Origin of the sequence: Desulfobacula toluolica Tol2 (assembly GCF_000307105.1) — a bacterium.
Taxonomy (GTDB): Bacteria; Desulfobacterota; Desulfobacteria; order Desulfobacterales; family Desulfobacteraceae; genus Desulfobacula; species Desulfobacula toluolica.
Window position 1 is genome coordinate 1973557 of sequence record NC_018645.1, and the last position, 20025, is coordinate 1993581.

22 protein-coding genes and 1 pseudogene are annotated in these 20025 nt (G+C 42.5%); 9 read left to right on the forward strand and 14 right to left on the reverse strand.

Annotated features, from left to right (window positions below):
- The first annotated feature begins 121 nt into the window (after positions 1–121).
- The 5 genes from TOL2_RS08995 to TOL2_RS09015 are packed head-to-tail and all read left to right on the forward strand — an operon-like array spanning position 122 to position 4938.
- Positions 122–1402: a DEAD/DEAH box helicase gene (locus tag TOL2_RS08995; RefSeq protein WP_014957182.1), complete on the forward strand. Its 1281-nt coding sequence runs from the start codon at positions 122–124 to the stop codon at positions 1400–1402.
- Positions 1336–1983 (forward strand): hypothetical protein, encoded by a 648-nt coding sequence (locus tag TOL2_RS09000; RefSeq protein ID WP_041279382.1) that lies wholly within the window; start codon positions 1336–1338, stop codon positions 1981–1983. Before TOL2_RS08995 ends, TOL2_RS09000 begins: the two co-directional genes overlap by 67 nt.
- 17 nt (positions 1984–2000) lie before the next feature.
- Positions 2001–2438 carry a hypothetical protein gene (locus TOL2_RS09005; protein WP_014957184.1) on the forward strand — a complete coding sequence of 146 codons (438 nt, stop codon included), beginning with the start codon at positions 2001–2003 and terminating at the stop codon, positions 2436–2438.
- Positions 2438–3913, forward strand: coding sequence for an AAA domain-containing protein (locus TOL2_RS09010; protein ID WP_014957185.1), 1476 nt, complete (start codon positions 2438–2440; stop codon positions 3911–3913). The genes TOL2_RS09005 and TOL2_RS09010 overlap by 1 nt, the downstream gene beginning before the upstream one ends.
- Positions 3859–4938 carry a DEAD/DEAH box helicase gene (locus TOL2_RS09015; RefSeq protein ID WP_041279383.1) on the forward strand — a complete coding sequence of 360 codons (1080 nt, stop codon included), beginning with the start codon at positions 3859–3861 and terminating at the stop codon, positions 4936–4938. The genes TOL2_RS09010 and TOL2_RS09015 overlap by 55 nt, the downstream gene beginning before the upstream one ends.
- A gap of 398 nt (positions 4939–5336) precedes the next feature.
- Here TOL2_RS09015 and TOL2_RS09020 read toward each other — a convergent pair whose 3' ends face one another.
- The 9 genes from TOL2_RS09020 to TOL2_RS09060 all read right to left on the reverse strand — a co-directional run bounded on the left by TOL2_RS09020 (position 5337) and on the right by TOL2_RS09060 (position 11402).
- Entirely contained in the window at positions 5337–5717 is a 381-nt protein-coding gene (locus TOL2_RS09020; protein WP_014957187.1) for an Hsp20/alpha crystallin family protein, read from the reverse strand.
- A gap of 34 nt (positions 5718–5751) precedes the next feature.
- Positions 5752–6171 carry an Hsp20/alpha crystallin family protein gene (locus tag TOL2_RS09025; RefSeq protein WP_014957188.1) on the reverse strand — a complete coding sequence of 140 codons (420 nt, stop codon included), beginning with the start codon at positions 6169–6171 and terminating at the stop codon, positions 5752–5754.
- Positions 6172–6452: 281 nt separating this feature from the next.
- Positions 6453–7016, reverse strand: coding sequence for an Hsp20/alpha crystallin family protein (locus TOL2_RS09030; RefSeq protein WP_014957189.1), 564 nt, complete (start codon positions 7014–7016; stop codon positions 6453–6455).
- Positions 7017–7121: 105 nt separating this feature from the next.
- The gene (locus TOL2_RS09035; protein ID WP_014957190.1) at positions 7122–7508 is read right to left on the reverse strand and encodes an Hsp20/alpha crystallin family protein; all 387 of its coding nucleotides are present in this window, start codon (positions 7506–7508) and stop codon (positions 7122–7124) included.
- 38 nt (positions 7509–7546) lie between these two features.
- Positions 7547–7993, reverse strand: coding sequence for an Hsp20/alpha crystallin family protein (locus TOL2_RS09040; RefSeq protein ID WP_014957191.1), 447 nt, complete (start codon positions 7991–7993; stop codon positions 7547–7549).
- A gap of 355 nt (positions 7994–8348) precedes the next feature.
- Positions 8349–9083 carry an IS21-like element helper ATPase IstB gene (gene istB / locus TOL2_RS09045; protein WP_014955877.1) on the reverse strand — a complete coding sequence of 245 codons (735 nt, stop codon included), beginning with the start codon at positions 9081–9083 and terminating at the stop codon, positions 8349–8351.
- Positions 9076–10551, reverse strand: a complete 1476-nt coding sequence (gene istA, locus TOL2_RS09050) for an IS21 family transposase (RefSeq protein WP_014955878.1) — start codon at positions 10549–10551, stop codon at positions 9076–9078. Before istA ends, istB begins: the two co-directional genes overlap by 8 nt.
- On the reverse strand, positions 10544–10741 hold the full coding sequence (locus TOL2_RS25460) for a hypothetical protein (protein WP_014957192.1): 198 nt from the start codon (positions 10739–10741) through the stop codon (positions 10544–10546). The genes istA and TOL2_RS25460 overlap by 8 nt, the downstream gene beginning before the upstream one ends.
- 103 nt (positions 10742–10844) lie before the next feature.
- A complete protein-coding gene (locus tag TOL2_RS09060) occupies positions 10845–11402 on the reverse strand; it encodes a hypothetical protein (protein WP_014955879.1) in 558 nt (185 codons plus the stop codon).
- A 342-nt stretch (positions 11403–11744) separates the two neighbouring features.
- On the opposite strand from TOL2_RS09060, the gene TOL2_RS24825 reads away from it, so the two are divergent.
- Positions 11745–11918 carry a hypothetical protein gene (locus tag TOL2_RS24825; protein ID WP_158406088.1) on the forward strand — a complete coding sequence of 58 codons (174 nt, stop codon included), beginning with the start codon at positions 11745–11747 and terminating at the stop codon, positions 11916–11918.
- A 229-nt stretch (positions 11919–12147) separates the two neighbouring features.
- Here TOL2_RS24825 and TOL2_RS09065 read toward each other — a convergent pair whose 3' ends face one another.
- Positions 12148–12978 carry a cytidylate kinase family protein gene (locus TOL2_RS09065; protein ID WP_014957193.1) on the reverse strand — a complete coding sequence of 277 codons (831 nt, stop codon included), beginning with the start codon at positions 12976–12978 and terminating at the stop codon, positions 12148–12150.
- A gap of 609 nt (positions 12979–13587) precedes the next feature.
- Here TOL2_RS09065 and TOL2_RS09070 point away from each other — a divergent pair.
- Positions 13588–14508 (forward strand): glycine cleavage system protein H, encoded by a 921-nt coding sequence (locus TOL2_RS09070; RefSeq protein ID WP_014957194.1) that lies wholly within the window; start codon positions 13588–13590, stop codon positions 14506–14508.
- Between the two features lie 14 nt (positions 14509–14522).
- On the opposite strand, the gene TOL2_RS09075 is transcribed toward TOL2_RS09070, so the two are convergent.
- The 4 genes and pseudogenes from TOL2_RS09075 to TOL2_RS25975 form a co-directional block, all read right to left on the reverse strand.
- Complete coding sequence (locus TOL2_RS09075) at positions 14523–15050, reverse strand: archaemetzincin family Zn-dependent metalloprotease (protein ID WP_014957195.1); 528 nt, start codon at positions 15048–15050, stop codon at positions 14523–14525.
- Positions 15047–16393, reverse strand: a complete 1347-nt coding sequence (locus TOL2_RS09080; protein WP_014957196.1) for a sigma-54-dependent transcriptional regulator — start codon at positions 16391–16393, stop codon at positions 15047–15049. The genes TOL2_RS09075 and TOL2_RS09080 overlap by 4 nt, the downstream gene beginning before the upstream one ends.
- 2 nt (positions 16394–16395) lie before the next feature.
- Positions 16396–17964 (reverse strand): PAS domain-containing sensor histidine kinase, encoded by a 1569-nt coding sequence (locus TOL2_RS09085; RefSeq protein ID WP_014957197.1) that lies wholly within the window; start codon positions 17962–17964, stop codon positions 16396–16398.
- Positions 17954–18172, reverse strand: a pseudogene (locus TOL2_RS25975) (hypothetical protein); the annotation flags it as partial. The gene TOL2_RS09085 and the pseudogene TOL2_RS25975, both read right to left, overlap by 11 nt.
- 825 nt (positions 18173–18997) lie before the next feature.
- Here TOL2_RS25975 and TOL2_RS09095 point away from each other — a divergent pair.
- Together TOL2_RS09095 and TOL2_RS09100 are read left to right on the forward strand one after the other, a co-directional pair.
- Positions 18998–19255: a hypothetical protein gene (locus tag TOL2_RS09095; RefSeq protein WP_014957198.1), complete on the forward strand. Its 258-nt coding sequence runs from the start codon at positions 18998–19000 to the stop codon at positions 19253–19255.
- Positions 19256–19278: 23 nt separating this feature from the next.
- On the forward strand, positions 19279–19893 hold the full coding sequence (locus TOL2_RS09100) for a pyridoxamine 5'-phosphate oxidase family protein (RefSeq protein WP_014957199.1): 615 nt from the start codon (positions 19279–19281) through the stop codon (positions 19891–19893).
- The last annotated feature ends 132 nt before the right edge of the window (positions 19894–20025 follow it).

The window sequence follows — 20025 nt, forward strand, 5'->3', positions numbered from 1 at the left end:
TTTGTTAAGGATTGTTTTTGGGGCCTCCTGCTATTTGATCTACCCTGAATAACATGAAGATTTATGAAGGGATAAAATAATAATTATCTCTTTGCCTTCTTGATGGTGAAAGCGTTTTTTAATGTCAAACCCATTGCTGTTACAGCTTCCCAATACATTTCGAGCCTTTTATGGCGGTTTTCTTCGTTTGCACAAGGCACAGCAGGAAGCTGTCGGCCCTATCCTGAAGGGCAAAGATCTTGTGCTGCAGGCTGCCACGGGTTCCGGCAAAAGCGAGGCTGTACTGGCACCCTGTCTTGAGCGGGTGATTCAGTCAGGCAGGAAAACAGCGGTTTTATATATCATTCCCACCCGTGCCCTTGCCATGGATTTGAAAAGGCGGTTTGAATCCATTATCACGGAACGCCTGGGGCTGAACCTTGCCGTTCGAACCGGTGATATCAAGCGTGCCGGCGGAAAATCCCCTGACATCATGCTCACCACCCCCGAATCCCTGGACTTGATGCTGGGCAGTGCCAATTCAGATCTTAAAGCGTTTTTATTCCGTGTGAAAATTGTGATCATTGATGAAGTTCATTCTTTGATTCACCAGTACCGGAGGCGGCATCTGGTTTATCTTTTCACCCGCCTTGAACGTAAAACAGGTCTGCCCTTACAGAAAATCGCCATGTCCGCAACCATTTCCCGTGCGGACGATGTTATTGGATTTTTCGGATTTCAAGATTCTGTACAATCGGTCATGGCCAGTGTAAAACGAAAAATAAGGGCGCGCCTGCTGCATATAAAAAAAGAAAAAACCGAGATTCCGGCATTGCTCAATGATCTGTATGATACCTGGCAGTACCGCAAAATCCTGATTTTTGTCAACAGCCGGGTTGCCTGCGACAGGCTGTTTAGCATTGTCAACAAGACAGGAAAATTTCAAGGGGTGTCGGAACTTCACTATTCCAACCTCAAGCCTTTGGAACGAAAAAAGGCTGAAAAAAGATTCCGCAAAAGATCTCATGCTCTGTGCATTGCCACAAGCACACTGGAAATGGGTATTGATGTGGGGGATGTGGATGCCGTGCTGTTGTATCAGCCAACCGGTTCTGTTGCAGCGTTTCTTCAGCGCATTGGCCGGTCCAATCGTCGTGAACAGGAAATTAATTTCTGGGGGATTTGCTGTGGTGACTGTTCAGGGGATCAACTTGTGCGGTTTCTTGCCCTTCTTGAATTGTCCGGTAAGGGAAAAATAGAATTTCATAGTGACAGGACATTGCCCAGTGTGTTGAGCCAGCAGGTGATATCCTGTCTGTATGAAAAAAAAGGCTCTCACTTGAGGCTTTGCAATCTTTGTTTCCAGATCAGCACGAGATTCTGCCTTCTGTTTTCAAATCCCTTGAAAAAAAACGCTGGTTAAAACAGTCTCGACTCCAAGGCCTGTTTGGCGGCGGGTGGCAATACAGAAACCATTTGTTTGATTATAAAATCTGGGGAAATTTTCCAGAAGCGGAAACTCAATATAATCTTGAGGTCTCCGGCAAGGCCATTGCTGATATTCCCCAATCCATTGTTTCCCAGATGGATGTGGGAGATAAACTTTACCTTGCCGGAAGGTTGCTCAGGATTTTAAATATTGATATTGGCGAACAAAAAAAAGTGCTGGCACGGCCTTCCATGGGCAAGGAGGAAAAACAGCTTGCCTGGATCGGCCTGGGGCCTCCAGTGTCATATGAAGTTGCCAGGACAATGGGGCATATACTTAACGCTGGTGAAAGTAAAAGTAAAATTAAAGATGAAAACTGCCTTTTTTCCCGAACCAGAAAGCTTTTGCAACAAGAGTGGGAAAGAGGTGAAAAAAAGTGGTTCTGGAAAACGGCATTGAGGTTGTGCCCGGGAAAAAAGCTGTTTTTCGGTATTGCACTTTTCTGGGGTCGATTGCCAACCTGGTTCTGGAGTGGAGTATCCGGGAGAAGGTTACAGATGATGAGATATCTGTAACATCTGATGAGATTGGCGTGGAATGTTCTGACCGGATCAAATTTGAAGAGTTGAACCTGCCGGTTGATAAAAACGCGTTTCAAACCTGGGTAAAAAAGCATTTTAAAATACTCAGCTCTTTGATGCCTTTGAATCTGTTTTGTAAAACCCTGCCAAGGGAGCTGTTTTTACAGGAATTAACGGATTTTTTATTTGACCATCGGGTGGCACTCGCCTTTGCCCATTATCGTGACACTTCATCAAAAATTATTTCCGGTGATATGGCAGATCTTGTCTGTGATGTTCCTGTTCAGGATAACCAGTACCCTTGTGTCATTGATATCAAGGCTGGGGAGTCTTTATTGGAGATGGAAAAAACAAAAAGCAAGATTGCAGGCTTTGAAAGCCCGGTAGAGCTTTTTTGTTCGGATAACTGCCTGCAACCCTCAAGCCGGTTGAATTTCGTGTATGGATAATGCAAACCGATGAGGATCGAACAGCGGCATGGCAGGAGTTTGCCGATTTGATCTCAATTTTGTGGGAAAAGAGCATCGTCAATGGCAAAGGCCCTCATATGTTTTGTTTTGGTTCCCAATCCCGGCAGGATCTTCTGGACTGGGCACAGAGTGAAGAAGGAAAAAAAGCAAAATTTTTATGGCAGACCCAGCCAAACCCATGGACGGATCTGCGTCAGGTCTTTAAGTCACATTTTCATATGCCGGCTCCCGGAATTGTGTCTTTGTCTACACTTGGGCATGTGTTTGGGTGTACTCAGGAATTTGATTCGCCTCCAAGCTTGTTCCACAATCATGGAACCGATGGGTCAAGCGTGGCAGGACTTGAATCAATGGTCAAAGCCGATCTGTCTATTATGGTTGATTTGTATGCAAAGGCCTGTTTCTATCTGAAAAGCCAATGGGTAAAAGAATGGGAATTTTGTTTTGAAAAAGATAAAGACGCCGGGGTTATTCCATATCTTGAATTCATCAAAGAAGAGCAGCGGTTACAAGAAGATGATATATTAACCCTTCAGGAGTTGACGCTGCAGGAAAGAATGCTGAAATTTCGTGCCATTGGTCATTTGCGGTTTGATCATACACGGCTGAATCATGAAGGGCGTTTTCTGTATGTTTTTAAATTTTCACAGGAAACCTGTCCGTCAAAATTTCGGACAGGAGATTTTCTCAGGCTTGCTCCTCATGGTATCCAGGATATTCAAACCGGTTTTCCCGTTATCCTGGCTGAGGTTGATATGGGGGCAGGGCAGATATCCATTCTTTCCCGATCCGGTTTTGCCCGATCAGGTTTTGCCGGGTCCGGGCAAATTCAGTTAACTAAAAATTTTTTGTACTCCCTGGAAGAGGATACAAGTGACTGGAATCAGGACAAGCTGACCCATGTTGCAGCCACTGTTTTTAAGAAAAATCATCCCCATTATTTGCAGCAAATGCTTGCAGGACAGGCACTTGACCGGCAACCTTTGGCGTTATCATCCTGGCTGAAAAAATGGATTGCCAGTAATGACCATGGATTGAATTCTTCACAGCAACGCGCATTGGCGTTGCCGTTCCAATACCGGACCAGTCTGATACAAGGTCCGCCCGGAACCGGGAAAACCCATCTGCTTGGCTGGATTTTAATCGTCTTGATCCTGCAGGCCCATGAAGCTAAAAAGCCTCTTCGCATAGGTGTGAGTGCCTTGACTCACCAGGCTATTGATACTGTATTGAAAAAGGTGACAAAGCTTGTGAGCCAGTATCTGCCGGGCTGTTTTCCAGGTTGTTGTATAAAATGTGGTCAGTCAGGACAGCTTGTAAACACAGATGCCCATAAAAATCCTGATGAAAACTCATATGAAAACTCGTATGAAAATCGGGATGAAAAAAAGACAATAGCATGGAGGTGGAGTTTTCAGATGATGCAAATGATGTCCTGGGTCGACCCTGGTTGATTTTAGGTGCCACAGGCTATGGATTTTACAATCTTTTTAAGAGCAAAGATAATGGATTTCCCCCGGCCCTTGACTGGATTATCTTTGATGAAGCTTCCCAGGTGCCGGTGCCCCAGGCTCTTTTGAGTCTGATTTACAGCAGGGGCAATTTTTTGTTCCTGGGTGATGTTTGCCAGTTGCCTCCCATTGTACTGGGAAATTATGGGGAATATTCCAGAGAGCCTGCAGACCGGTTTTTCAACCGGTCTATCCTGTCAAATTTGCTGGATATCTATCCAAAACCGCACCGGCAAACCCTTGATGTTACTTACCGCATGAACAAAGAGATCTGTGTTTTTCCCGGCAAAATCTGGTATGACGGCATGCTGCACCCGGCCCCCGGCAATGCCCATACCCGGCTTGTTCTGGATAAGTCCTTATGCAGGGCCGATAACAATGACGTGCATAATCACAATCATAATAAAGATAACAATAACAGTCTGCAGCAGTTCTATGACAAAATCATAGATCCTGCAAAACCTGTTGTGCTGGTATTGACAGATCACCATGGCTGTTCCCAGAAATCAGATGTTGAAGCCGATTTAATGGCGGCCCTTGCCCACAGGTTAATGCAGTGTTATGGAGTGTCACCGGATCAAATGGCTTTGATTTCACCTCACAGGGCACAGAACAATGCCATTATCAAAAAACTTGGAGAAAAAATGCCTGAAAATTTACCGCTTCCCTGTGTGGATACGGTTGAACGGGTTCAAGGAGCAGAACGGGATATTATCATTTTCGGTATCACCTCTTCTGACCCTGATCATCTGCTAAGTGAGTTTCTAAACAGTCCCAACCGCTTGAATGTTGCCATGACCCGGGCAAAAAACAAATTGATCGTTATTGGAAGCCCGGCCTTTTTTTCTGTTATACCTGACTCGGAAGCTGTGCTGGAGAAAAATTATTGCTTTAAAAAACTAATGATTCACTGCCAAAAACAAAATGCTGTTTTTTATGATTTTGACCAAGGTTGTGCTTTGGGCTGAAAGGCAGATTTTGAAAATACAGTTGAAAAATGGCTTGAAACAAAATGTTTTTGTGAGATATAAAACATTGTTGTGGTGTAATGTGCCGCAAGGCAGTATCAATAATCTGTTTTAAAAACGGAACTATAAAGCTCTATATCAACAATTTGTTTGATGCAGATTATGAAAATCTCAGCGGGTATCCGGCCACGGATCGTACATACGGCATTGTTTTAAATTTTGATCTTTAGCGTTGCTGCGGTTACATCCCGCTATCTGTCGCCGTTTATATTTCAGACCTTCTCCCTGGATCGAGCAATACGTAAAAGATGAGGAGCCACCCGGAGAAAGCTCCCCACCTTAGATTAACCTTAATATTCTTTAAGGAGGATCAAGTGTCTCCGGGTGAGTTTGTATGATTAAGCGGTTTTTATTTCAATCTGTCTGGGTTTTGCTGCTTCAGATTTCGGTAGATGCAGCCTTAAAACACCATTTTTCAGCTCAGCTTCAACTTTTTCAACATTTATTGTCTGGGGAACGGAAAAATTTCTGACATACTCAACATCTGAGAACTCTTCATAGGTAGCTGTTCCTTTTGTGGTAAGATGCCTGACACCGGATATAGACAATGTCCCGTTATCAATATCAACTGAGATATCTTCTTTTACAACTCCCGGCATGTCTGCGTGGAGAAGAATTTCATTTTCGTTTTCATAAATATCAACTGCAGGGGTTGCTTCATAGCGTGTTTTTTTAACGTTTTTTTTATCTTGTTTTGTGATTTCATGGGCCTTATCCATGGCAAACCTCCTTTTTATGAATTAATTTTGGAGTTTAACTAATACTAATTTTCTTGGGTTTTGACGCCTCATGTTTGGGAAGAATAAGGTAAAGCACTCCGTTTTTTAATGTTGCTTCTACTTTTGTGGAGTCAACATCCGACGGCAGGGTAAAACTTCGGGAAAATGATCCGACCCCCCGTTCTGTTTTATGGGTTTTATACCCTTCTGGTGCATCAGATCCCCTGGTGCCGCTTATTTCAAGATAGTTTCCCTGGATCTTTACATTCAGATCTTCCTTTTCAAGTCCTGGAACTTCGGCCCTGATTTCAAAATTATCGCCGTTTTCATAAAGATTTGTCCGGGGAGAGGTTTCTTCTAAATCCCATCTGTAACCGTAAAGATTGTCCAGTTTCTTCTGGAGAAGATTCATGGACCCGAACAATCTGTCTATATCACTTAATCTTGTAAGCATAATTCTTCCTCCTTCTTTGATAGGCGTTTAAGTTGTTGCGGGAACCATTTGCAAAGTAGACTCGACTATTTATGAAAGATTTAAGGTGTCGTCCAATCTATCTGCAAGACCTTTGCTCCCACAAAATTATCTGTATTTGAGCCTAAATTAATTCTTGTTTTTTTCATGTCAACAGGGTTTTATTGTTTTTCATAAAATTTTTATTATTAGTAATAATAAATGGTCTCATGTTTACTTTGTTGCTTTTGTGTTGACTTGTGATTTTGTTTGATATCAGTCTGTTAACCGTCTTTGATTTCAATTTGTTTTGCGCGGCTTCCGACAATCTCCATTCTGGGTATAGTAATATTCAACACTCCGTTTTTAAAATCAGCTTTTACATTATCTTTGTTGGCATCTTCAGGCAGTGACAACGTGCGTTGAAAAGACCCATAGGATCTTTCGAGTCTGTAAAAGTTCTTGCTTTTTTCTTCTTTTTCCTGTTTCTTCTCGCCTCGGATTATTAATGTGTCATCAACAAGTTCAAGGCTAACATCCTTTTCGCTGACGCCTGGGATTTCTACAGAAACCGTGTATTCTTTCTGAGTTGAACCCAGATCGAGCCGGGGTTTTAGTAAGCTGCCGGTGATTCCCTCAAGCATCCGTGAGCCGGGCCTAAAGGGTGACAATCCAAATTGGCTGACAAAATTATCAAATAACCGATCCATTTCATCGTGAAAGATACTCAATGAGTTTGGTGAATAGCTGTTACTTGCTTTGTTGTTGTACTTTACAGGAATAGTATGGCCAATGTCGCCGTTTTCTTTTTTAAACCAATTCCATGGTGCTAATTTCTTAATATCCATTTTTCATCTCCTTTTATTGCTGCTTGTTTTCGCACAAGATGGCTGCAATGCTCCTGACTGGAAAGTTTCCGCAGCCATCTTGCGACAAGAGATGGTGTGGTAATTTTATGCGGCTTTTATCTCGATCATTTTGGGTTTGGCCGCCTCAGATTTGGGCATATGCAGTTTGAGAACACCGTCTTTGAGTTCTGCTTTCACCCTTTCAACATCAATGCTCGGGGGTACGGAAAAATTTCTGACATATTCAACATCAGAAAACTCCTCCCGGGTTGAAATCCCTTTGTTGTCACACCGTCGTAAACCTGAAAGATAAAGTGTTCCGTTATCAATATTTACGGAAACATCATTCTTTTTTACACCAGGCATATCTGCATGAAGAAGTATTTCATCATCATTTTCATAGATATCAACATATGGGATTTCAGTCCTTAATTCCCTGGTTTTTTCAATGTCTTTTGCTTGTTTTTTAGCAATATCTTTTCTGTCACTCATGATAACCTCCTAATCAATTTGATACTATTATTTATTGATTAATTGATGGTGATTTGTTTGGGATTGGCAACTTCTGATTTCGGCAGTGTAAGATAAAGGATGCCGTCTTTCAGAGTAGCTTCAACTTTATCTGCATTTACATCGTCAGGAAGGGTGAAACTTCGTGAGAAGGTGCTGCCGCATCTTTCTCTGCGATGGGTTTTATAGCCTTCCGGGGTATCCACAGAGCGTTTGCCACTGATTTCGAGGTAGTTTCCTTGGATTTTAATGTTCAGGTCATCTTTTGAAATTCCGGGGATTTCAGTCTGTACTTCAAAGTTGGCACCATTTTCCAGAAGGTTGGTTCTGGGTGAATTAGATGGCAATGTGAAGGCAGGCCCATAAAGACATGATCGGTCAAAATCATTGAAAAGTCTGTCCATTCTGCTCCGGAGCAGATCCATGGCTCCGAACATTCTGTCGATGTAATTCATTCTTGTAAACATAGCTGAGACTCCTTTTCTTTAATTCTTTTGTTTGTGAGGCTGAGTTTATCTCGACCTCCGCCTTGAATTTGAAACTAAAATAGACATAAAAAATAACATGTCAATATAATTTTTATTACGAATATAATTTTTATTGATAAAGTAATGAAAAATATTTGTTTCCCTTTTTAAAGGTACTCAGAGATGATGAAAGAGAAATTCTATGGCATGAGAAATCTTTGTCTGACAGTGCATTTTTTTATCATAAGCTGATTTATGTCAGCGGCGGCGTGAAAATGTCATAAATCTCCCGGTTTAAAAATGTAGCTGGATAAAAGACCGGGCAGCGATGACTTTGCCGACCGGTCTTTCCGGTTTATTCTTCTGTCACGTCTCTCATTCTATAACTTTTGCCTTCAATAACGACAGGCTCTGTGTGGTGAAGGAGCCGATCCAGAAGTGCTGATGTCAGTGTCATGTCATTATTGAAGATCTGGGGCCAGTCCTTGAACACCCTGTTTGTAGTGATGATCATGGCACCTTGTTCATAACGCTGACTGATAATCTGGAACAAAAGGTCTGCACCGATTTTGTCGATGGGCAAATAACCTAATTCGTCCATGATGAGCAGGGCTGGTTTGAGGTATTTTTTCAGTTCCTGTTTCAATTGACCGGCCTGCTGGGCTGCCACCAGATTATTCACGACATCTATAGCTGAAGCAAATAGAACCGTATGGCTTTTCAAGCATGCTTGATATCCTAAAGCCGTTGCAATATGGGTTTTGCCGACACCCACCGGGCCGATGAAAACGATATTGTTTTTTTGTTCAATAAATTTAAGACGGAACAGATTCTGGACCTGGGGCTGGTTTATTTTCCGGGGCCATGACCAGTTGAACTGATCCAATGTTTTGATCACCGGGAACTTTGCCATGCGGATTCGGCGCTGTCTTGTTTTGTCCCGGCGCAGCCTTGATTCCTGTTTGACAAGTTCAGATAAATATTTTATGTGGGTCCACTGTTTCTGTGCTGCCATGGTTGCAACGGATTCATAATTATCCCGGAGATAGGGTAATTTCAGGTGGGACAGATACTTTTCTAAATCAGGCATCTTGGTCTCCTATGGCGGTATAAATGTCAATGTCAGGGGCCTGGATTGTCAGATCCAACAAATCACTTTTATGGGTGAGGTAAAGGGCTCCGGGTTCCCTGGAGGGTCGGGAACGTTGTTCAAGGAGATTGGCGATATACTCGCAGGAAAATGCAGAAAATGAGAACGCATCTTCAATGGCCATGGCAACCTGCTCTCTGGAGTAGATTTCACTTAAGGCAACGATTTGCCGGACATGATGAGAGGCATTCAGACGCCTGTTCTGCAACTGCTTAAAATATTCCTGGGCTTTGTCAGACAGGCTTAAGAATCGCATATATATGACTTGGTCTTTGGCCTTCTTTCTTTGGTTCAAAAGGATTTTTGAGTGATCCGGATCTTCAACATCCTTTCTGCGATCATAGCTCCTGACATGGCGGCCCACCAGTTTATTGTCGTGGTAAAAACAAATACGGTCCGGGTACAGTTTTGCTGTCAATGCCACACCGGCTAACTGGGCAGGCACGGTGTAATAATTGGTGTCAATGGTCACCCGATACTGTTTTGAAGCCCGGACCTGCCTGATCACGCCGATATCATAGGGCTCAGCAGGCAGTGAATGAAGATGGGGCCGTTCTTCGGCATACATGTCACAGGGTTTTTTACCGGTCTCCCTGTGGCACCTGACATTGGCAACCGTATCAAGCCACTTTTTGCAAAGCGGTTCCATGATTTTAAAATCAGAGATTTCAAGGCCGTTGAGCAGATTCTTTTTGACATATCCCACTGCATTTTCCACTCGGCCTTTTTCATTGCCCTTTCGCACATTGCAGGGAATAATGGTAAAGCCATGATAATCCGCAAAATCAAGATACCTGGGATTAAATACAGGTGCTTTGCCAACGATCCTTTTTAAAACGGCGGATTTAAGATTGTCCACCATCACTTTTTCAGGCACCTTACCAAAAAATTCAAATGCGTTCTGGTGACATCCCAAAAAGTGCTCCATGGTTTGCGATACCGTAAATTCAACATACATCATTCGGCTGTGGCACATTACCATTACAAAAAGACTCAATCGCCTGGTCGTTGAACCCACCCGGACCGTGCCGTAAGATCCCCAGTCTACCTGGGCACATTCACCCGGGGCAAAGTACAATTTTAAATAGGCCTTGGTTTTGGGAGGCCGTACTTTTCTGACATAATCTTCAACAATGGTGATCCCGCCGGCAAACCCGTCTTCGGTTATCCGTTGAAAGACCTGCCGGGAACTGTAAGGATGCTTTTCAAGCATTTGTAAGATGGTGTTTTTAAACGGGTCCAATTTGCTTTTCCTCGGGCTTGATTTCCGGGGCTGATACCTTTTCTGGTTGGCCCATCTTGCAACGGTCCTTGGGTCCAGGTCGAGTGAATTTGAGATCTGGCTGTAGGTCAAACCGTCCCGGGTAAAATAATTTCTGATTTGAACATAGGTCTCGTAATCAATCATGGGTGCCCTCCGCTGCCACTTTCAATATATCCGAAAGTCGCATCATGGATTTGCATCGCCTTGTCTTTTTCGGGACTGGGTCAAGACCAAGGACCTGATAGATAGGTTTTTGCCAGGCTATCAGACCATGCCGGATCAAACCGAACCGTGCTCCATGCAAATCAGCTTGATCCATGGCTAACCTGCTCATAATGGCTTTGTCTCCATAAAAACTCAGGCCTTTACTGTCGGCCACACATACCAGGAATAGGTACAGAACCGATTGGACGTGCGTACATCGGTCAATGTATTTTTCACGTACCAGGCGATGATCGACCCAGCTGAAACTTTTGGGTACCTTCCGTATCCGGGACTTTAAAATCGGGGATTTTGCAATCATTTGAATCTCCTTCTATTTGGGGTTGTGAACATAAAATGTCCTGCCCGTATTTTTTCATACGAAGGAGAAAAGATGCTATGTCATCTTGTAACGTTGTTCCGGTAAAATGAGCAATTAATCCTATTAAAACAGTTGGTTGTCCCTGTAAGAGATCTTGTAACTCAAAATCGATGATATTGCTTTTGTTTTCAGTAGGTTGGATCGGTAAGAGATCTTGTAACGCATGTGGTTGCTTTGGTCGTTTGGAGTACCCCGGATGATTTTCCCTCCATTTTTGGACCCGTTCAACGTTTTCCGGACATCGAAAATAATCCTGATTTTCGGATTTGCTCAGCCATTTTTCCTGACTTGCTTTCTTACTGGCCTTACGACATTCAGGTTTAAAACAATATTGTTGAGATTTGTAATTTCTGGAGTCAGGCACAAACAATGTTCTGCAATTTTGGCATCTTTTCTTCAGAATACGCATCATCTACACATCGCCTCCAACATAAAATTCGCTGCTTATGAAAGCAAATTTTACGGGAAGAAGATGCTCTTACGGAAGGAAGAAAAATGAAGAAGATAAGAATTAAATTTTTAATTTTTAGGAGAAGAAAATTAAACGAAGAAAACACATCTTGAAACCGGGACACCAAGAACATTTTCAGGTCGGGCCTGACAGATTTAGGCTTGGCTATTAAAATCAGGGCTGAAAATGGCACTCTTGACACGATAAAATATGAAATTATTTTTTGAAAGATTTAAGGAATTGACATAAATAAGGCTGTGTCAATCCAAACCAAAAATTTAAATTATTGTTAAGGAGGAAACAATGTCTAATGACTTTTGCATGGACTGTGGAATGTTGTTATCTCCCTACACACGCATATGTTCTGTTTGTGGGTATGACAACAATTATAATGACTTTTCTGATATCGAACTGGATATGGATAAATTGATCAATGTGAATGATGATTTTGTACCTGAACATTATCCCGAATTTTAGCTGTCCTGAAAACAAAGAGATTCAGTAGGTGTCCTCAAAAAAAGATGTCTTTAAATGAGGACACCTTATTTTTCCTTTAATAATAAAAAATCCATCTTAAAATACAGATGCATTCTGTTTTTATTTTCAACTTTTATGTCAGGAGTTCTGCATTTAGATTTTTATCTCTGATTTTCGTGTTGTTTTGGCAAGAAAACCAGAAAACATCTTTGATTCTGGCTTGTCCAGGTTAAGTTACACTCAATTGATTGTCAACGGAATTGACACCATGACATAATTGAGCCAGTTTGAATATTTTATTTCGTTCTATTTCATCTGCAACAAAACCGGTAATTTTTATATCACCCAGTTTTTCGCATCCAATATTTAGATCAACATGCTCGGAGGATATTTCTTTTTTTATCGTTGCTTCGACCCTTTTTTCAAGAGACAGACGTTTAAGGTTATCTTTGTTATTTTCTGTTAAAGGCTGTGTTTTTTCAATTTTTTTTGCATAATCAAGAATCGTTGAGATAATGAGATCCGCGCCAAGTTTATAGTGATCAAAACAGCTGATTTGCCCTGTAAAAATAAGGTCATATGAATTCGTTTTTGAAATATCTTTTTTGAAAAGATACCGTATGAAATACTCACGCTCATGATCTTTTTTTGCAAGAAGTTTTTCAGCAAGGCTATGATTTACACGTTCTTTTTTTTCAAGATAAGAACATCTCACATTAAAAGGGGCCATAATTCGAATTTTTAACACATAGGGCTGATTCAGGATATACTGACCACCACGTCCCTTGATAACAATCTTGTCATGACTTGCTTCTTCAAAAAGGATAGCCTGTACGAGACAGTTGTAAACCTCTGGGTTTTTAAAAAAATGTTTAAAAAAACCAGGTTCTTTTTCATTCGCCAAATCGTGCAGTTCATCGGAAAAATTGCAATGAAAGTCTTTAACTTTATTGTTAATTATGAACTTATCAATAAGTTTGTAATTTAGTTTTTTTGCAATTTCTTGAGCAATCTCATCACCGAAACTATAGGGTTGCCGTGAAATAGTAATTATTGCCATTTTATAACTCCTTTTCAAGTAATTATCATATTTTTTTTACATTACCAGAAATCATTTATCGCGATAATTAAACCGGAATTGAAGAGGATAAGTCAGATAAGTCAATGAGTTAAGACTGCTTCCTACGCTACATCAAATGAGCCAATCGTCCATTAAGTTTAATACATTAGCATAACCGGGTCAACCTCCTTTGATCTCAAACAGCAATTTTCATTGGGGGGGAGGATCACAATCTGTGAAATTGAAATCCCTGTCGGCAGAGTTTGAAAAGACAGTCACCTTTTTAAAACCTGATAGAAAAATAAGCGCTAATTCTGTGTGAAAAGTCACTACACGTCTGTAACTTTTGGCAACATCGGCCAAGACCGCCTATCTATAGCCCATTTGAACTTATATCTTCAAAAACAGCGGACAGACATGTAGCAAAAAAATACATTGATATATCAATCATGCATGGCCGTTTGAAATCTTTTTATGTCTGAATGCAATATAATCCTTTGATTCTAATAGGATAACTTTTAGGTGTTCCATCTTTTTTTCTTGTGGTACCGGGTTTGCAATATCAATGAATAAAAGCATTTAACCATTAAATATAAAGGAGGAGTAAAAATGATACCCAAAAAACAAAAAAACATCGTCAAAGGGTTTCAAGTTGTTGAAAACGATTGTATCTGGATGAAATCGGGTATTGTCAGTTTCAAATTGTGCGATAATGCGTATGACTGCCGCACCTGTCCGTTTGATAAAGCCATGCAGAAAAAAATGAATGCAAAACGCCATATGAATTCCCAAAGAGACTTTTCAAGGTGGGCTCAAAATTTAGAAAATATTTACAAATCAACCACCCGTCCCTGCCGTCACTCGCTGACCGGTCGCGTCCATGCACTGAAAACCTGTCTTATGAACTATGAATGTTATCACTGCGCCTATGACCAGATGCTGGATGAGGAAGAGTTGACCGGGCTCCCCGCAAAACCGTCTTTGACACTGGCATCCGGGTATCGCCTGGCCGACGGCTATTACTATCACATGGGACATACCTGGGCGCGGTTCGAGCACGGCGGCCGGGTGACGGTCGGGTTTGATGATTTCATGGTCAAGCTTTTTGGCCCCCCTTCAAAAATTTTGATTCCCCCCATCGGCACTAATTTAAAAAAAGATCATGCCGGGTTGACATTTTCCCGCTCAGATAAGACGGCTACAGCCCTTTCACCTGTCACAGGGAATGTGCTGGCAGTTAACATCAAAGCAAAGGAACACCCGGAAATCGTCCATGAAGACCCTTACCATGAAGGCTGGCTTTGTATCCTTGAGCCAAACATGCCCAAACGAAATCATAAGGGACTTTTTTACGGAAAAGAAAGCCTTGAATGGACAGACCGCGAAAGCCAGAGGCTTTTACACCTGATCGAGCCTGAATACATGGACCTGGCTGCCACGGGCGGTGAACCGGTAGATGATATATACGGCAGTTTTCCTGAGATCGAATGGGAAATCCTTGTGAGGGAGTTTTTGAGAACCAAAAAATAACAAGGGCGATACGGTCAGGGTGTCATGCGTCTTTCGCAGTCCCGGCAAAGATAAAAGGGAATATTGTCCAAATCGTCAATGGCCCCGGTAAAGTGCATGACACATTTGTTTTCATTACAGTGGAAAAGATTGAACAGGTGTCCAAGTTCATGGAGTGCTACTTTAGCTGCCCTCTCATAACAAAGGGAAGGCGGCGGTAATGATCCGTCGGCGTTCTTATTCAGCCTGAACAGCGAAACTATGGCGAGATTGCCTCCCTGGACGGCCTGACCGTAAACATAATTGAAAATGGGAATAAAAATATCATGGGAAATCACTCCGACAATTTTAGAATAATCGCTAAAATCCAATGCATCGAGCTTGTTGATTATTATACCGGCATCATACTTGAGCCGCCTGTCATCAAAAGCGGACCTGGGAACGGGCTGCCGGGGCAGGACAATGGCCGGCCACTTGTAATAGGCCGTAACATTGGCTGCGATAACCTTTAACACGAACGCCGGGACCTCTCCCAGCGGCACCACCCCGATCTGTTTTTTCATGTACGTTTTTTTAAATTGTCCCGTTTAATGATTTTATGGAGCGTCACGCGGTTTATGCCAAGGATCTCTGCCGACCGGGTAATCTGCCAGTCCTGTTCATCCAGTATCCGAAGTATATGTTCTTTTTGTACAGCCTTTAATGTCTGTTCAATAGTTATGGCTGCCCGTGCCGGCTGCAGAAATGAAAAATCCCCGGCACCGAGAGTCCGGGATTTACTCAACACAACGGCGCGTTCAATGGCATTTTCCAGTTCCCTGACATTTCCCGGCCAGTCGTAAGATTTCAACAGCGTGATGGCATCCGGTTTGATCCTGTTCACATGTTTCGTTGTTTCATGGCTGTATTTTTCCATGAAATGCACCGTTAGAAGTTCAATATCATCTTTCCGCTCCCGCAAGGTTGGCAAATGGATTTTTATCACGTTAATGCGGTAATAGAAATCTTCCCTGAACACCCCGTCCATGATGCGGTTCTCAAGGTTTTGCCGGGTAGCTGAAATAAGGCGGAAATCAACCGCAACAGGTGTCTTGCTGCCAACGCTGAATATTTTTTTGTCCTCCAGTACCCGGAGTAGATCTATCTGCATTTTTGCACTGATATCACCGATTTCATCCAAAAACAGGGTGCCGCCGGAAACTATTTCCAGAAAGCCTTTTCTGGCATGTGTCGCCCCGGTAAACGCCCCTTTTTTATGCCCGAACAATTCACTTTCCATGAGCGTGTCCGGCAGTGCGCCGCAGTTGATGGCAATAAAGGGAAGCTCTGCCCTTGGGCTTTTGGCATGGATGGCTTTTGCCACCAGTTCTTTTCCCGTACCGGTTTCCCCGGTGATCAAAACGGACGAATCACTCTGCGCCACTTCCGGGATTAATGAATACAGTTTTTTCATGGGTGCTGACTGGCCGATGATGTTATCAAACCGGGTGATCTGTTCCAGATGTCCTTTTAAATAATAATAATCCGATGTGATTTTCTGCTGTCGGAAGATCCGTTCCATCACCAGTGACAGCTGGCGTGGCTTGAAAGGTTTAAGCAAATAGTCGCTGGCGCCGGTGCGCATCGCTTTTACCGCGCTTTCAATGGAACCGTAGGCGGTAATGATCACCACCATGATCTCCGGGTATTCCTCTTTTACTTTCTCAAGCAGTTCAAGGCCATCCATACCCGGCATTTTAATATCCACAAACATTACCTGAAAAGGCTTTTGTTCAAGTTTCTCCAGAGCTTCTAAACCGGAAGCGGCAGTATCCATTTCATGGCCGTATTTTTCAAACCATGTCAAAAGAGATTCCCGAACAATCAGCTCGTCATCCACAATCATGATTCTAATTTTATTATCCATGCTTATCCTCCGTCAGGATCATGGTCAACCGAAGATATTACAGGGAAAGTCAGTGTAAATGCAGAGCCTTCTCCCTCCCTGCTTTTGATTTTTATAGTCCCCTTATGGTTCTTGACCACGCCGTGCACAATGGACAGTCCCAGCCCCGTACCCTGGCCGACATCCTTTGTGGTAAAAAAAGGATCGAACAGGTTATCCCTTAACTTTTCCGGAATGCCGTACCCGGTGTCCCGGATTTCAACACAGGCGTTTTCCGATTCCTTATCCATCCAGGATGTAACAACCAGATCCCCACCGTCCAGCATTGATTCATTGGCATTAAAAATCAGGTTCAGGAAACACTGCTGAAGCTGGTTGATATCCCCTTCAAGAATTAGCGGAGCAGGGTACAGATCTGTTGCCAGTTTGATATTCCCGAGTTCCAGCTTATGCCGGGTAAGGGAGAGAACTGCATTTAAAACTTCGTTTAAATCGATATGCTTATGTTCCAGGCCGGATTCCCTGGCAAAGAAGAGCATCCCGGAAACGATACTCCCGCAACGCTCCAGTTCCGTTGACATGAGCGACAGATGGTCTTTGAATTTTTTTAAGTCATCATCCTCTGGGCGTCCGGCATTTAAAATATCCAGCATATAATCACAGAATGTTAAAATTCCCTGGATGGGGTTGTTGATTTCATGGGCACAGCTTGCCGCTAATTTGCCTAAAGAAATCATCCGGTCTTCCTGGATCATTTTCTGGATATCGGATTTGAATTCTTTAACCCGCTTGTTCCACCGGTCTGAGAACTCAGCCGTAATATCCCGCCAGAACTCGATAACCTGTATGACATCACCGTCGTCATTCTTAATTGGATAGGTGGTAAGGTTGCAGTACATCTTATGACCGTCCGGTCCTGGATGATCATGGATCACATGGGCATTTTTGCCGGTTCTTAACGTTTCAAGCATGGGGCATTTCACCCCGGGAAAAGCACTTGAACAAGGGGCCTTTATTCCGTGGGAAATTTCATGGCAATGGGCGCCGATAACTTGGTCCTTTGTTTTTTTTACCGTATTAAGATAGGCATCGTTGACATCGACAATGGTAAAATCCGTGTTTATGATGACAATTGCAGCCGTACTCTGCTGGATCAGTAAGTTGGAAAAGGTTTTTTCGGCAATAAGCTTCTTTTCAGTTGATTTCAGCCGCTGGTTCGTATCCAATAAGTTGCGCAGTATTCTGCTGATATTGTACTCAAGGACACCGACGCCCTTGGGTTTCAAACGGATGATCTCAAGCAGTACGTTCCGGCTACCCGTAAGCTCCAGGACACTGTCAAGGTGTTCGATATTCAGCAAATCATGGAGATCATCGGTCGTATAAATTCCCATTTTTTCGGCAAGCAGGATACCCTCTGCACGAGCATTCTTATCGCACACCCCCAGTATTTTGATATCGAAAAAGGGAAAAGGATCATTATGGATGAGTCCAAGGAAAAATCGGCAGGTCCGGCCGCCGCCCACAATGGCGATATTAAGTGAGAACGTGGCATTTTCATGATTCCCTGGGATATTGTTTTTAGTCTCCATTCGGCCACCCTCCAGTTTGATTATACTGCCCCGCAATTGAGACGACCTCTGCCTGGATTTCGTTTTTAAGCGATGCGGGTTCGATTACTCTGACATCGACCACACCATACTTCACTTTACCCTTGACGACCTCCTGAATATGGTCAACTGATAGATCGCGTTCCCGCAAGGTGACATCAAGCCCTTCTTTAGCATAAACGTCTCTTTCAACAGCGGTATACTATCCGGAAAATTGAAATTGATGATACCATTTTAACTGTATCGTAACAGGTTTCAGCTTTTCAGATGAGTTTGCCGGATATCTGCAAAAACTCAACATAGTTGCAGTGAAAAAAAATAGAAAATTTAGGATATTCATGAACTCTCCTGAGTTGTTGATTAATCCTTTTGAATTATGTCATAGTATATGATTTTAGATTCATTCAAACAACTTATTCTTCAAAAAATCATAACTTGCATCAATCTGGATGCTCAAGATACTCATGAATTCAAATAATATCCAGGATAAAAAAGGGTGCTGATCAAGGTATAGTTGGACTGGTTTTCAACAATTGTCAGGGCGTACACATTACCGGCATCATCGGTGATCGGCTTTGATTTCAAAATAGGCAGGAATGGCAGATGAAATGCGGGGGCTTCAGCGTCGAGGCCCGAGCGTGCCTTTTAATTTGTTATGTTGCCAGGTTTTTAAAAAAAAATCAAACCACAACAGAGACCGGACGGGAGCGCCGGTGTTTTTATAAAGGAGAATGAAAACAAAATTTTGTTCAGCCTTGATAAACATAAGGTGGAACAAATAATAAACCTGCTTTTAAAATTCGGCCCTGAGTCAGTCGAGAGAATCAAAAAATACCGGCAAGTTAAGGATGGAGGGTTAAATGAATAAAATCGGTATTGAATACCTGGATTACACATGGAACTCCACCCCACGACCGCAAACCTGAACTTTCGGCTATTAGTTTATTGTCTTGTGATAGGACTTCGGTTATGCCATATTCTTTGCGTGAAAGGAAATAATTGGAGATTTTAAATCATGTTGAAAAAGTTATTGAGTGTTGCAAAGAATATGGCAGATGATGTGGCCATCAAAAAAACAAAAGAAACTTTAATTAGGGCTGCAGAAGAAAATGGAATTGAAATAAACAAACTGCTCACCCCGGCTATTGAAGAAAAATTTGATGAGTTATTACATACTATTCTCAATGAGCATGGTTATGCTAAATTAGCAGCAATGGGTTTAATGACAAGTTTTAAAAAAATAAGGGTGATTGAAAGAGATCAGCAAACATAAAAAAAAATGCACAGGAAAATTACATGGTATTTGGAAAAAGACAAGCCATTTCAAAACTGGACGATGTCCTCAATACAAGCTGGAGACTTTTGCATAAAGGCGTTGAAAACTTCAAGCATCCGTTTTATCGACCAGTCCTTTCCACCATGAATGGTAACAAACCCGATGTGCGAACTGTCATTTTGAGGGGTTTTTCAGAAGAGGACAGGACTTTGATATGTCACTGTGATGCTCGAACTCCCAAGGTTTCACAGATCCAAGATAATCCCAATGTGAGCTGGTTATTTTATCATCCTGAAGAATGGCTGCAACTTCGCCTTTCAGGAAAAGCTGTGATCCATACTGATGATAAAATTGCTGAATCTCAATGGGAAAAGGTGCGCCTGACAAGTCGAATTAATTATTGTGCTGAAATCCCGCCAGGTTCGGTCACGGAGAAACCTACTTCAGGCCTGCCGAATTTTCTTCGTGATAAGACGTCTAAGCTGTTTGACTGTCCTGAAGCCCGTAAAAATTTTGCCGTCATTGTCTGCCGATTCGATCAAATGGACTGGCTGATGCTAAAATTGACGGGTCACCTCCGGGCGAGATTTCACTGGGAGAAAGATCACATTGACGCATCATGGATAATCCCTTGATCTTTTATGGCACAATTCACTTAAGCTTAATTTGCTTAAGTGAATATCGGGTTCTTCAGTAGGGTTTCGAACCTCCCGGCTTTGATATGGAAATTGCCCACTTTTTCTTTGAGATGGGTGCTGAGTTTTCTG

What these genes read in the sequence shown, in the direction of transcription:
- istB (WP_014955877.1), bottom strand. Translation starts at nt 9,083, where the DNA reads ATGCCTGATTTAGAAAAGTATCTGTCCCACCTGAAATTACCCTATCTC.
- TOL2_RS09040 (WP_014957191.1), bottom strand. Translation starts at nt 7,993, where the DNA reads ATGTTTACAAGAATGAATTACATCGACAGAATGTTCGGAGCCATGGAT.
- TOL2_RS09035 (WP_014957190.1), bottom strand. Translation starts at nt 7,508, where the DNA reads ATGAGTGACAGAAAAGATATTGCTAAAAAACAAGCAAAAGACATTGAA.
- TOL2_RS09100 (WP_014957199.1), top strand. Translation starts at nt 19,279, where the DNA reads ATGGTATTTGGAAAAAGACAAGCCATTTCAAAACTGGACGATGTCCTC.
- TOL2_RS09095 (WP_014957198.1), top strand. Translation starts at nt 18,998, where the DNA reads ATGTTGAAAAAGTTATTGAGTGTTGCAAAGAATATGGCAGATGATGTG.
- TOL2_RS09075 (WP_014957195.1), bottom strand. Translation starts at nt 15,050, where the DNA reads ATGAAAAAACAGATCGGGGTGGTGCCGCTGGGAGAGGTCCCGGCGTTC.
- TOL2_RS09020 (WP_014957187.1), bottom strand. Translation starts at nt 5,717, where the DNA reads ATGGATAAGGCCCATGAAATCACAAAACAAGATAAAAAAAACGTTAAA.
- TOL2_RS09025 (WP_014957188.1), bottom strand. Translation starts at nt 6,171, where the DNA reads ATGCTTACAAGATTAAGTGATATAGACAGATTGTTCGGGTCCATGAAT.
- TOL2_RS09010 (WP_014957185.1), top strand. Translation starts at nt 2,438, where the DNA reads ATGCAAACCGATGAGGATCGAACAGCGGCATGGCAGGAGTTTGCCGAT.
- istA (WP_014955878.1), bottom strand. Translation starts at nt 10,551, where the DNA reads ATGATTGATTACGAGACCTATGTTCAAATCAGAAATTATTTTACCCGG.
- TOL2_RS09015 (WP_041279383.1), top strand. Translation starts at nt 3,859, where the DNA reads ATGGAGGTGGAGTTTTCAGATGATGCAAATGATGTCCTGGGTCGACCC.
- TOL2_RS08995 (WP_014957182.1), top strand. Translation starts at nt 122, where the DNA reads ATGTCAAACCCATTGCTGTTACAGCTTCCCAATACATTTCGAGCCTTT.
- TOL2_RS09030 (WP_014957189.1), bottom strand. Translation starts at nt 7,016, where the DNA reads ATGGATATTAAGAAATTAGCACCATGGAATTGGTTTAAAAAAGAAAAC.
- TOL2_RS25460 (WP_014957192.1), bottom strand. Translation starts at nt 10,741, where the DNA reads ATGAGCAGGTTAGCCATGGATCAAGCTGATTTGCATGGAGCACGGTTC.
- TOL2_RS09085 (WP_014957197.1), bottom strand. Translation starts at nt 17,964, where the DNA reads ATGGAGACTAAAAACAATATCCCAGGGAATCATGAAAATGCCACGTTC.
- TOL2_RS09060 (WP_014955879.1), bottom strand. Translation starts at nt 11,402, where the DNA reads ATGATGCGTATTCTGAAGAAAAGATGCCAAAATTGCAGAACATTGTTT.
- TOL2_RS09065 (WP_014957193.1), bottom strand. Translation starts at nt 12,978, where the DNA reads ATGGCAATAATTACTATTTCACGGCAACCCTATAGTTTCGGTGATGAG.
- TOL2_RS24825 (WP_158406088.1), top strand. Translation starts at nt 11,745, where the DNA reads ATGTCTAATGACTTTTGCATGGACTGTGGAATGTTGTTATCTCCCTAC.
- TOL2_RS09070 (WP_014957194.1), top strand. Translation starts at nt 13,588, where the DNA reads ATGATACCCAAAAAACAAAAAAACATCGTCAAAGGGTTTCAAGTTGTT.
- TOL2_RS09080 (WP_014957196.1), bottom strand. Translation starts at nt 16,393, where the DNA reads ATGGATAATAAAATTAGAATCATGATTGTGGATGACGAGCTGATTGTT.